An 11,870-nucleotide genomic window follows, 5' to 3' on the forward strand; every position below is an offset into this window, starting at 1 on the left:
CTCCGGGTCGGGGTTCTTCGAGGTGTCGTGGGTGTCGCGCAGGCCCTCGCCCTCCACGTCGACGTTCGGCAGCGCGCGGTCGAGCCACTTCGGCAGCCACCAGGCCGCCCTGCCGAGCAGCGCCAGGACCGCCGGGACGATGGCCATCCGCACGATGAACGCGTCGAAGAAAACGGCGATCGCGAGACCGAAGCCGATCATCTTGACCATCGACTCGCTGGAGCCGATGAAGCCGGCGAACACCGCGATCATGATGACGGCCGCGGCGGTGACCACCCGGGCCCCGTGCCGGAATCCGGTCACGATGGCCTGACCGGGCCGCTCCCCGTGCACGTACGCCTCTCGCATACGCGTGACCAGGAAGACCTCGTAGTCCATCGCCAGGCCGAAGACGACGCCCACCATGAAGATCGGCATCGTCGACATCACCGGGCCGGTCTCCTCGACGCCCATGAGGTCGGCGAGCCAGCCCCACTGGAAGACGGCGACGACGGCGCCGAGCGCGGCCATCACGGAGAGCAGGAAGCCGAGCGCGGCCTTGAGCGGCACCAGAATCGAGCGGAAGACGACGATCAGCAGCACGAAGGCCAGACCGACGACCAGCGCCAGATACGGGAGCAGCGCGTCGTTGAGCTTCTGCGAGATGTCGATGTTCATCGCGGTGGAGCCGGTGACCAGCACCTTCGCGTCGGTGTCGGCCTTGATGTCCGTGCCCGCGTCGCGGATGGCGTGCACCAGGTCCTCGGTCCCGGCCGAGGACGGCTTGGAGTCCGGCACCACGGTGATCATCGCGGTGTCGCCGGCCTTGTTGTACGTCGCCGGGGTCACCGCGGCCACGCCGTCGAGGCCCTTGATGGTCGTGGCCACTTCCTTGACGGCCGTCTTCGGGGCGTCGCTGGACTTCGCGTCAACGACGACCATCAGCGGCCCGTTGAAGCCGGGCCCGAACCCCTCGGAGAGCAGGTCGTACGCCTTGCGCCGTGTGGTGCTGGTCGGCTGCGAACCGTCGTCCGGCAGACCGAGCTCGAGCGAGGCGGCCGGGACCGCGGCGGCACCCAGGCCCACGACGCCGAGGAGCAGCACCGCGACGGGGCGGCGGACGACGAAGCGCGCCCACCGCGTGCCCATATTGGGCTTCTCCGCGCTGTGCCCGCCGGACTCGCCCTTGGCCTTCTTGCGGCCGCCGCCGAGCAGCTTGCTCTTCACGCCCGCGGGCCGCACCTTCCTGCCCGCGTATCCGAGGAGCGCCGGGATGAGGGTGAGCGCGATGAGGACCGCGATGACGACGGTGCCGGCGGCCGCGATGCCCATCTTGGTGAGCACGGGGATGTTGACGACGGAGAGGCCCACCAGCGCGATCACGACTGTGAGACCGGCGAAGACCACCGCGGAGCCCGCGGTGCCGACGGCCCGTCCCGCCGCCTCCTCGCGCTCACGGCCCTCGGCGAGCTCGGCGCGGTAGCGGGAGACGATGAAGAGGGCGTAGTCGATGCCGACGGCGAGGCCGATCATCATCGCGAGGGTGGAGGTGGTGGAGCCCAGCTCGAGCGTGTTCGCCAGCGCGGTGATCGTGGAGATACCGATGCCGACGCCGATCAGTGCGGTGAGCAGCGGAAGTCCAGCCGCGATCAGCGAACCGAAGGTGATCACCAGCACGACCGCGGCGACGCCGATGCCGATGACCTCGGTGGCGCCCGTCTCGGGGACCGTCTCGAGCGCGTCACCGCCGATCTCGACGGTCAGCCCCGCATCCCGCGCCTCCTGCACCGTGCCCTCGAGCGCGTCACGCGAGGAGTCCTCGAGCTCCCTGCCGGAGACCTTGTACGACGCCTGCGCATAAGCGGTCGTACCGTCCTGGCTGACGGCCTTGACCTGGAACGGGTCGGTGACGGCGGCGACCTCGGAGCCCGAGCCGAGCTCCTTGACGGCCTCCTTGACGACGGCCTTGTTGTCGGAGGAGGTGATCTTCTCGCCGTCTGGCGCCTTGAAGACGACGCGCGCGGTGGCTCCGTCGGCGCTGGCGCTGGGAAAACGATCCTCCAGTAGATCGAAGGCCTTCTGCGCCTCAGTTCCGGGGATCGAGAAGGAGGTGGAGCCCGCCGCGGGCGCCTGTGCGGCGCCCGCACCCGCAAGGGTCAGCAGAACCACCCAGACGAGGGCGATGAAATGTCGCCGCCGGAAGGAGAGCCGGCCCAGTTTGTAGAGCAATGTGGCCACGAGGAGGTACTCCCGGGTCAGGTCGTGGGGTCTTATGGGCAGGTGTCATCGGCGGACGACGTGAGCGGCCGCGTCAGGTGCTGCGAGAGGGGTGCGGGGCCCCCGGGTGTCAGGCGCCGAGGGCGGGGAGGACCACGGCGTCGATGTACGAGGTGAGGAAGGCCTTCGTGGGCGGCTGGTTGTCGATCAGCCCCCGGACGACAAGGGCGCCGACCAGCATGTGCGGTACGTACTCCAGCGCGGGGTTGTCCGCGCTGATCTCGCCCCGCTCCACGGCCCGCCTCAGCATCCGGTCGAGGCCGGTCATCTCCGGCTCGAACAGCAGCTCACGCAGGGCGCGCAGAAGATCGGCGTTCTCGTGCACCGCCATGGCCAGGCCCCGCATCAGCGAGGTGTCCCGGTCCATCTGGCAGTCGTCGGACTGCGAGACCATCTCGTGGAAGTCGCCGGGCAGGCTCCCGGTGTCGATCTCGCCTATAGTCACCGGCTTCTGGTGCCTGAGCGCCTTGACGACCAGCTCCGGCTTGCTCCCCCACTGGCGGTAGAGGGTGGCCTTACTGGACCGGGTGCGGGCGGCCACGGCATCCATGGTCAGGGCGTCGTAGCCGACCTCCCGAAGCAGATCGAGCACGGCCGCGTAGAGCTCGGCCTCGCGCTCGGGCGTGATCCGGCTGCGGCGCCCCGTTGCGGCATCAGCCATGCTCATCCACTCCCCGTCGAACGAAACGGTTTCGTACAGAGGCGAGCTTAGCCCGTAGATCTATCGAAACGAAACCGTTTCGTACGTGCCCTAGGTCACGCCTGCCCTCGAAGCCCCCGAATCACGCCCAGAAGTCCGCCCGACAACAACCCTCTCTCACCCCGTGGACGCAGGTCGTCCACTGGGTCCCTTGAGCGAAGTCCCCTACCGCCTGGTGGCCCGGCATGCGCCATCAACACCATGGCGAAGCGCGAGAGTTGAGACCAGGCGCTCACGCCTCACTCCCTGGGAAGTGACAGCCTGAGATGACTGCCACCGGGGGCCAAACAGGGGGCCAAACGAGGAGGCCGCGGCAAGACGGTCCCGGACCGTAACGGACGCTGCCGGGTCTGCGCCTGCTGGTCAGCGCCCCTGAGGTGAGGTCAGAAGAGGGTCTAATCGCGTTCGGGACAAAGAGGTCGTGGATTCAAATCCCGCCACCCCGACAGCAGCCTTTCCTGTCTGGTTTGCTCACGTCGGCCAGAGGCGCCTGTTCGGGCCGACTGAGCGCTCGGCTCAGGCGCTGTGGTCGGGTAGCCGGATCACTGTCCTGTCTCACTGAAGTTGGGTCACGTCTCATGAAGTTCGAGCGAGTACTCCTACTCAGGTGAGTACGCGTACTCAAGTGCAGGGGGCGGCTCGATCAGAGACTGTGTGCATGAGACGAATCCTTGCTCCGACCAGGCCGGTTGCCCCCTTCCCGCGCCGCCCGCGGCTCACCCTCGCGATAACAGCCCTCGCCGCTCTGGCGCTCGTCGCCTGCGGCACCGAGAAGACAAGCGCCGGCGGATCGCAGAGCAAGCCCGCGGACACCGCCGGAGCCCGGTCCGGCGCAGCCTTCACGGAGATGCTGGACAAGGTCGCGCAGTCGTGCCCCTCGGGCGCCCTGGGCGCCCTGCACTCAGGCCCCCCGCACGGACCGCAATCGAACACCCCGGCGGAGGAGCGGCCGACCGGTCCGGTGCAGACACCACCAAGCGACGCGATCAAGCCCATCGCCCCCACGACAGGACCGGAAGTGGAGTTGAACGCTCGCGACTGGTGCGCGAGCAAACACCATGAAGAGCGCATCACCCAGGCGCTCTGGGACCTGGCGGATCCCAACCCCACCAACGTCAGGAAGATCCTGAACGACCTCGGCTACGTCGACGAGCGCATCCACGACCTCAAGCGGTCCGGCGCGACCACGCGGTTCTTCCTTGACTTGCGTGACAGGGGCGGACGGCTCTGCCTGGAGGGCTCGGCGGAGGGCGAGAAGACCGTCGTCGAGTCTTTCGCAGGTCCCGAGACCGGCCCGTTCACGCCCGGAAAGCGGAACTACTGACCACCGGCTCGGCGTGATCGGAGGATCGGAGCCCGGCATCACTGGCCACTCGAACTTCGGTGAGACGAACCTACTGGTCATCAATCTCCGGTGACGACGATCAGCCTTCGTTGAGACGGGACAATCACAGCGGGAGGTCGAGCGGCGCGTCTACGTCCCCTCGAAATTCGAACAGGAGTACCATTCCGACCGTGGCCGATACCTTCCCTCCCGAGCTGATCGACGCCCAGCGGCGCCTCCACCAGGCCAACGCCGAGTACAAGGCCCTGTGCCAGGCCCTGCCCTGGTCGGTCGAGCCCTTGCAGGGCCGGCCCGGCGAAGAGCACCCCCACACCGGCGTCGTCACCGGCGGCCGGCCGGACAGCCCCGGCTACACCGACGAGCAGAAAGTGGAGGAGACCCATCTCTGGGCCCTGGTTCGGGAGCTGTCGATCGAGGTGTCGACGCACCCGCACTGGAACGGCCTCGAGGGCGAGGCGCGGGTGAAGGCCCGGATGGCCCTCAAGCACCACCCCGACGCCGTGCCGGCAACGGCCGAGTCTGTGCCCTAGGGACCAGGGGAGGACGTCGTGATGGATCACCTGAGCCCGAGGCAGGAGGCAGCCCTGGCCTGTGTCCGGGAGTGGATCGCCGAGACCGGTGAGGGACCCACCCTCCGGGAGATCGGGCACCGGGTCGGCCTGTCCAGCCCGTCGTCGGTCGCCTATCAGCTTGGACAACTGGAGGAGCACGGAGTTATCGCCCGCAGCGGCCGGCGCCGGCGTTCCTGCCGTCCGGCCTGAGCGAACGGGCCCGCCATGCGCGAACCGGTGGCGCAACCCGGAGGACGATCTGCCGCCGGACTTCGAGGACAACCGAGATGTGCACTACGACGCGATCCGCCGGCCGCAGGACCCGGAGAAGTTCATCGAAGCCCTGGAGAAGAGGCTGCGTGAGGCCCTGACCACTTCGATACCGCGCTGGAGCTGGGCACCACGGGCGGCGTGGACATCGTCCGACGGCACGGCGCGGGGTGATCCTCGGGAACCTTCGGGCGCAGGCCGCGAAGAGGGTCGGCGGTAGCTGCGGTCACGGGCCGCGGCGCCGCTCCTGGACGGCCTTCATGAGGCCCTCGATGGCGGACTGGGTGTCGCGGTCACGCGCGTCATCGATCGCTTCGAGAGCGGCGGCCGCGGCCTCACGAATGTGGTGGGGAAGCCCGTCGGCGGCCGTGAGGTGGTAGGCGGCTTTACGGCGCTGTTCCCTGCACACCGACGGCGAGGACGTCTTCGTCGTTGAGCGCTGGCTCCCCCCGAGGACCTCCCGGCCCTGACCCGTTGTGTGCAGCGGTACTGGCGCCTGCCGCCTCGCTGCCCAGACGCTCCTGCGAGAGGTCGTCGAGCACATTCACATGAGACCCTCGCACTCCGCGGCGAGCCCCGTCATCAGGTGATCGCGCATCGCCGTCAGGCGACCTTGAAGCTGATCGTGACGGGTGTTCCGGAGCGGCCGTAAACGTCGAGCGGGAACATGTCGACCCTGTAGTAGCCACTCATGGAGGGTGTCCAGGTGATGGTGTCTCCCATGACCTTCTGGTAGCCACTGTCCTGGCCACCACCGAAGATGCGCCACAGATAGCCTGCCGGCTTGCGGTCCGGTTCAGCCGCGTTGGGCAGCATGGTCAGCGTCACCGGGATCCTCGGCCCTCCGTGCGGCGTGCAGTCGTCTGCCGTGCACAGCGTGTACGGGGCCGCGATCCTGATCTGCGGGGCGAGCGGCGGGGTGGGGGTGGTCGGGGTGATGCGCTCGACGCTCACCACGGTCGAGGGTGCCGACTCCGCTCCTTCCCGGGTGACCGAGGCGACGTAGTAGTACGAGACTCCTGCGGGCGCCTCCGTATCGGCGAACTGGGTGGTGGAGACGACGTTCGTGGTGAGCCGGGTCCACGCCTCGTTGGTGCTGTGCTGGCGGTAGACGTAGTAGCCGTCCACTTCGGGGTCGCCCGGGTAGGCCCAGGAAACGGTGGTCTGGCCATCGCGGGGCTCGATGGTCACCCCACTCGGCACCGTGATCGGCGCGGGAACAGGACGGGTGGCTGAGGCGGTCGCGGCCGGCTGCGACACATTCCCGTACGCGTCGACGGCGTGGACCCGGTAGACGAAGGCGGTGTCCGTCGAGGCACCGGCATCGGTGAAGGAGTTGCCGGTCACGATGTCCGGTCCGTCGGCGTCACTCTGGCCCAAGGGCGACGCCCAAACCTCGTAGTGGACGGGCCACCGACAATGCTTCCGCGCACAGTGCTGACGAGCCGGCCGCGAGTTCCGGCAAGCCGAATTCCTCGGCGGGGCGTGGGTGCACGACGGGCGCTTGAGCCTCCGTGAACAGCCCACGCGGGGACAGGCAGCGCCAATGCCCCCTTCGCCGGCCGCACCCGCATCGGTGCGGGCCGGCAGATCTGCAACCGGATCCTCTGACACGGGACGGCACGGTGAGGGGACTCGGTACGGCGAAGCCCTGCCAAGCCCCTCACCGCTCCGAAGGCCCGGCCGCCGTCGACGCGCGCGCCGGCTACCCGTACCACCAGTCACCCTCCCCGGCGAGGGAGCGGTGCAGGTAGTCCTCCAGCTCACGTGCAGCCCACAGCCGACTGTCATTCTCGTGGTCCCAGACGAAGAGGTCCGGACGCTCGGGCGTGAGCACGAAGGCGAACTGGTCGCCCCCGCCGTTGTCGCCGAAGAACAGCAGCGGATCGAAGGGCATGTACAGGCCCGGGAACGTATCGGGAGACCAGAACAGCAGGTTCTGCTCCACAATCCGATCCAGGGACCACACGACGCCGGCCGCGTACGCACCGACCATCCCGTCGGTCTCCATCAGCAGAGCAGTCAGCTGCGCCGGCAAGCGTCGGCCGAGGCGCCGCTCCGCGTCGGCCAGGGCGGTCGCGTCGACGGGTGCCCTGAACTCGACGTCGGGCGAGGCGTCGGCAGCGGCTTCTCTCCACATGGGCGCAGCTTAGGCCGAAGGGCTGACAGCCGAATCATGTCGTTTGCGTCATCCGCACAGCGACAGCCCGCGGTGCCCTGATCGCATCACTGCGCCGCTGACCCCTGCGGGCCGGCCGCCGGCAGGTGGGCTCAGGATTGCACGGCCGATTGGTGCAGGATCCTTGCCAGTTCGCGTGGCTCGGAGAACATCGGCCAGTGACCGGTGTCCATCTCCACCAGCCGCCAGCGCTCGCTGGTCAGCAGCTTGGCCACGGCGTCGCTCGGCTCGGGGCCGTCGAGGAGGCACTTGATGTACGTCGCCGGGAGCTCGCCGAGCGGGCGGTGCAGGACGGCCGGCTCGGTAAGTGTGGTGCCCGGGTGGGGAGTCGAGCCGGAGACGATGCGGGCGATCTGGTCGTCGGTGAGGCCCTGGCCTGCGTAGTCGGGTGCGGTCAGGGGCGCCCAGAAGCCTCCGTTCCCGGCGATCGAAGCCTCGAACGCCGCCGGGCCCTCCCACCAGGCGGAGGCGAACGACTCGCCGTCCGCCGGGACGTTGGAGTCGACGAAGACCACGTGGAGCAGGCGGTCGCCGATGCGCTCGGCGGCCTGGCCGATCGGGATGCCCGAGTAGCTGTGGCCGACGAGGACGACGTCACGGAGGTCGTGGCGCTCCACCTCGTCCACGATGTCCTGGACGTGCGTCTGCCGGCCGGCCGGCAGACCCCGCTTGTCGGCGAGGCCGGTCAGTGTCATCGGGTGGGTGCCGTGCCCGGCCGCACGGAGGTGCGGCACCACGTCGGCCCACGCCCACGATCCGAGCCACGCGCCCGGTACCAAAACGAATTCCGCCATGGCGGCAACCTAGCGCGGCGGTCCGACAACCCGCCCGGTTTCAGGCTCGATCGTTCAGCTCTGTGGGGCAGCGGTCACGCCGACGGCTTCGTCGCCTTCAGCGAGTACATGAGCGGAATGCGCGGCCGCTCGGCCGGGAAGCGGTGGTAGCCGTCCTCGTGGCGCGTGAGCGAGCCCAAGCGCTCGAACAGCGAGACGTCGTGCTCGTGCAGGAACTCGATGCGCAGACCGGCCGCGGCGACGGCCGAGACGACCTCGCCGACCGGGCGCTGCCACTCGACGCTGCGGTTGTGGACGGTCGGCGCGTCGAAGTCGGCGTACGTCCCCGGCGTCTCGTCGACCCATGCGTCACGGGCGAAGTAGTCGTACGTGATCCGCGAGCCGGTCGCGTCGTCGAGGCCGTCGGTGAGCGGGTGGAACTCGGCGAGGTAGAGGAAACCGCCGGGCGCGACGAGGGCTGCGGCGGTCTCGGCCCAGCGGGTGAGGTCGGGGAGCCGGTTCAGCGCGCCGACGCCGGTGTAGACGATGTCGTACGAGGTGTCGGGTACGGCCTCGGCGGCGACGAACGCGGCCCGGTCGGGGCCGAGGCCGAGGTCGGCGGCGAGGGAGCGGGCGGCGTCGACGGCCGGTTCGGAGAAGTCGAGGCCGACGACGGAGGAGGCGCCGCGGCGGGACCACGAGAGTGTGTCCAGGCCTATGTGGCACTGGAGGTGGAGCAGGGAGCGGCCGGTGACGTCGCCGACCTCGGCGGTCTCGAAGTCGCGCAGCGAGTCCTTGCCGGCGCGGAAGGCGTCGAGGTCGTGGAAGTCGCCGGAGACGTGGATCGGGACACTCCCCCTTAGCCCTTCGGACATGGGAGGTGCCCCCACGTCCCAGCGGGAACGATGTGCCTCACGCCAGTCGGCCGGGGGCAGGGAGTACATGTCGCGGAGGTTATCCACAGGCTGCGGACGACGCGACCGGATTGTTGGCGGCGCAGCGCAGAATGGGGGGCATGACTGAGACCACCGAGTCCGCCACGGACTCCACCTCGGGCTCCGCGCCGGGCGCCGTGTCCGGCTCCGCGCCGGGCGCCGCCGCGGGCATGCCCGCCTGGGAGCAGCGCTTCCGGGCGCCCCGCGTCTCGCTGCCCGACTGGGCGGAGGACGCCCCGGACCGTTCGCTCTTCGTGTCGAACGCGACGGGGACGTACGAGCTGTACGCATGGGACCGCGCGACCGGCGAGCAGCGCCAGGTGACCAACCGGCCGAACGGGACGACGGACGGCGTGCTCACCCCCGACGGCGAGTGGATCTGGTGGTTCTCGGACCGGGACGGGGACGAGTTCGGGATCTGGATGCGCCAGCCCTTCGGCGGCGGCGCGGACGAGCCCGCAGCCCCTGGGCTGGACGCCTCGTACGGGGCGGGGCTGGCGCTCGGGCGGGACGGCACGGCGGTGGTGGGCCGCTCGACGGACGAGGACGGGACGACGATCCATGTCGTACGGCCGGGGGCGGATCCGGTCGAGATCTACCGCCACCGGGAGTCGGCCGGCGTCGGTGATCTCTCGCACGACGGCACGCTGATCGCTGTCGAGCACACGGAGCACGGTGACGCGATGCACTCGGCGCTGCGCGTCGTCCGGCTCGACGGGACGACGGTGGCCGAGCTGGACGACACCAAGGGCGGCTCGGTCGAGCTGGGCCTGGAGGTCCTCGGCTTCGCGCCAGTGGATGGGGACACCCGGCTGCTGGTGGGCCACCAGCGACGCGGCCGCTGGGAGCCGATGCTGTGGGACGTGGCGTCGGGCGAGGAGACCGACCTGGCGATCGACCTGCCCGGCGATGTCAGCGCCGAGTGGTATCCGGACGGCTCGGCCCTGCTGATCGCGCACAGCTTCGAGGCGCGGAGCGAGCTGTGGCGCTTCGACCCGGTGACGCATGAACTGACCCGGGTGGAGACCCCGGCCGGGACGGTCTCGGGCGCTTCGGCCCGGCCGGACGGGACCGTGGAGTATCTGTGGTCGTCCGCCGCGCACCCCCCGAAGGTCCGCTCCACGGCGGGCCGGGAGGTGCTGGACCCTCCGGGGATGGCGGCGCCCGGATCCGTGGGCGTGGAGGACGCGTGGGTGGACGGGCCCGGCGGCCGTGTCCACGCGCTGGTGCAGCGCCCGGAGGGCGAGGGCCCGTTCCCGACGGTCTTCGAGATCCACGGAGGCCCGACCTGGCACGACAGCGACGCCTTCGCGGCCGGGCCGGCGGCCTGGGTGGACCATGGCTATGCGGTGGTCCGGGTCAACTACCGGGGCTCGACGGGGTACGGGCGGGAGTGGACGGACGCCCTCAAGCACCGGGTCGGGCTGATCGAGCTGGAGGACATCGCGGCGGTCCGCGAATGGGCCGTGGCCTCCGGGCTCGCCGACCCGGCGAAGCTGGTCCTGGCGGGCGGCTCGTGGGGCGGCTATCTGACCCTGCTGGGGCTCGGCACCCAGCCGGACGCGTGGGCGCTGGGCCTGGCCGCGGTGCCGGTCGCTGACTACGTCACGGCGTACCACGACGAGATGGAGGCCCTGAAGGCGATGGACCGCACCCTGCTGGGCGGCACGCCGGAGGAGGTCCCCGAGCGGTACGCGGCGTCGTCGCCGCTGACGTACGTGGACGCGGTGAAGGCGCCGGTCTACATCTCGGCGGGGGTCAACGACCCGCGCTGCCCGATCCGCCAGGTCGAGAACTATGTGGACCGGCTCGCGGCCCGTAGCGCGGTCCATGAGGTGTACCGGTACGACGCGGGGCACGGCTCGCTCGTGGTGGAGGAGCGGATCAAGCAGGTGCGGCTGGAGCTGGCCTTCGCCGAGAGGCATCTGAGGGGAGGGGGAGCCCCGGGGGAGGAGTAAAGGGGGGCGTTCCGTACCGTGGAGGGGTGTACCGGTTCCTGCTGACTCCCCGCTGGTGGGGGATCAACGTCTTCGTCGCGCTGAGCATCCCCTTCTGCATCTTCATGGGCACCTGGCAGCTCGGCCGGTTCGAGGACCGCGTCGACACACACCGGGCCGCCGAGGCGCGGCCCGCCCCGGGCGGGCAGGCCTCCGCGCCGCTCGAGGAGCTGCTGCCCGTCGACAAGGAGACGTCGGGCCGGCAGGCATCGGCGAGCGGTCGGTACGGGGCGCAGTTCCTCGTGCCGGACCGCTGGCTGGACGGGAAGCGCGGTTCGTACGTGCTGACGCTGCTGCGCACCGACAGCGGCAAGGCGCTGCCCGTCGTCCGGGGCTGGCTGCCCGCCGGGGCGACGGCGCCCGCCGCGCCCGCCGGTGAGGTGACGGTGACCGGGGCCCTGCAGGCGTCGGAGACGTCGAGCACCGACGGGGTGAACACCGCGGGCGGGCTGCCGCGCGGCCAGGTGGGCATGATCAGCGCGGCGTCGCTGGTCAATCTGGTGCCGGACGACGTGTACGACGCGTGGATCACGCTCACCACCGCGTCGGACGGCATGAAGCCGGTGCCGGCCGCAGCGCCGCAGGGCAGCACGCTCGACCTGAAGGCGTTCCAGAACCTCGGCTACACGCTGGAGTGGTTCGCGTTCGCGGGCTTCGTGGTGTTCATGTGGTTCCGCTTCGTACGGCGTGAGGCGGAGGCGGCGAGGGACGAGGCGCTCGGCCTCGACCCGGCGTAACGCGCCACGCGCACACCGCGCCACACCGCGCACCCCACACACCGGGCCACACAGCGCTACCCCGCACACGCGCCGCACCCCGCGCCCACGTCGGACGCAGGTGCCAGTGCAGGTGCGGGTGCGGGTG

Annotated in this window: 11 protein-coding genes and 1 pseudogene; 5 read left to right on the forward strand and 7 right to left on the reverse strand. The window is 70.2% G+C overall.

All coding sequences use genetic code 11. The annotated features are described in order from the left end of the window. Together ACFV9O_RS12080 and ACFV9O_RS12085 are read right to left on the reverse strand one after the other, a co-directional pair. Window positions 1-2,217, reverse strand: a pseudogene (locus ACFV9O_RS12080) (MMPL family transporter); the annotation flags it as partial. 109 nt (window positions 2,218-2,326) lie between these two features. Then, window positions 2,327-2,917, reverse strand: a complete 591-nt coding sequence (locus ACFV9O_RS12085) for a TetR/AcrR family transcriptional regulator (protein ID WP_385415832.1) — start codon at window positions 2,915-2,917, stop codon at window positions 2,327-2,329. Between the two features lie 697 nt (window positions 2,918-3,614). On the opposite strand from ACFV9O_RS12085, the gene ACFV9O_RS12090 reads away from it, so the two are divergent. The 3 genes from ACFV9O_RS12090 (at window position 3,615) to ACFV9O_RS12100 (ending at window position 5,062) form a co-directional block, all read left to right on the forward strand. Then, entirely contained in the window at window positions 3,615-4,280 is a 666-nt protein-coding gene (locus tag ACFV9O_RS12090) for a hypothetical protein (RefSeq protein WP_385415835.1), read from the forward strand. A 191-nt stretch (window positions 4,281-4,471) separates the two neighbouring features. Beyond that, window positions 4,472-4,831, forward strand: a complete 360-nt coding sequence (locus ACFV9O_RS12095; RefSeq protein ID WP_385415838.1) for a hypothetical protein — start codon at window positions 4,472-4,474, stop codon at window positions 4,829-4,831. Between the two features lie 21 nt (window positions 4,832-4,852). Continuing rightward, a complete protein-coding gene (locus ACFV9O_RS12100; RefSeq protein WP_385415841.1) occupies window positions 4,853-5,062 on the forward strand; it encodes a LexA family protein in 210 nt (69 codons plus the stop codon). 286 nt (window positions 5,063-5,348) lie between these two features. On the opposite strand, the gene ACFV9O_RS12105 is transcribed toward ACFV9O_RS12100, so the two are convergent. From ACFV9O_RS12105 to ACFV9O_RS12125, 5 genes are all read right to left on the reverse strand, one after another. Further along, window positions 5,349-5,531: a hypothetical protein gene (locus ACFV9O_RS12105; protein ID WP_385415844.1), complete on the reverse strand. Its 183-nt coding sequence runs from the start codon at window positions 5,529-5,531 to the stop codon at window positions 5,349-5,351. Between the two features lie 194 nt (window positions 5,532-5,725). Then, window positions 5,726-6,502, reverse strand: coding sequence for a hypothetical protein (locus ACFV9O_RS12110; RefSeq protein WP_385415846.1), 777 nt, complete (start codon window positions 6,500-6,502; stop codon window positions 5,726-5,728). Between the two features lie 325 nt (window positions 6,503-6,827). Beyond that, window positions 6,828-7,262, reverse strand: coding sequence for an SMI1/KNR4 family protein (locus ACFV9O_RS12115; protein WP_385415848.1), 435 nt, complete (start codon window positions 7,260-7,262; stop codon window positions 6,828-6,830). Window positions 7,263-7,393: 131 nt separating this feature from the next. After that, complete coding sequence (locus tag ACFV9O_RS12120; protein WP_385415851.1) at window positions 7,394-8,095, reverse strand: alpha/beta fold hydrolase; 702 nt, start codon at window positions 8,093-8,095, stop codon at window positions 7,394-7,396. 74 nt (window positions 8,096-8,169) lie between these two features. Further along, on the reverse strand, window positions 8,170-9,018 hold the full coding sequence (locus ACFV9O_RS12125; RefSeq protein WP_385415853.1) for a class I SAM-dependent methyltransferase: 849 nt from the start codon (window positions 9,016-9,018) through the stop codon (window positions 8,170-8,172). 62 nt (window positions 9,019-9,080) lie between these two features. Between ACFV9O_RS12125 and ACFV9O_RS12130 the strand changes: the two genes are divergently transcribed. Both ACFV9O_RS12130 and ACFV9O_RS12135 read left to right on the forward strand, forming a co-directional pair. Next, complete coding sequence (locus tag ACFV9O_RS12130; protein WP_385415855.1) at window positions 9,081-10,967, forward strand: prolyl oligopeptidase family serine peptidase; 1,887 nt, start codon at window positions 9,081-9,083, stop codon at window positions 10,965-10,967. 26 nt (window positions 10,968-10,993) lie between these two features. Continuing rightward, window positions 10,994-11,743, forward strand: coding sequence for an SURF1 family protein (locus ACFV9O_RS12135; RefSeq protein WP_385415858.1), 750 nt, complete (start codon window positions 10,994-10,996; stop codon window positions 11,741-11,743). Window positions 11,744-11,870: the final 127 nt, after the last annotated feature.

It is taken from the genome of Streptomyces sp. NPDC059909, assembly GCF_042730885.1.
Taxonomy (GTDB): Bacteria; Actinomycetota; Actinomycetes; order Streptomycetales; family Streptomycetaceae; genus Streptomyces.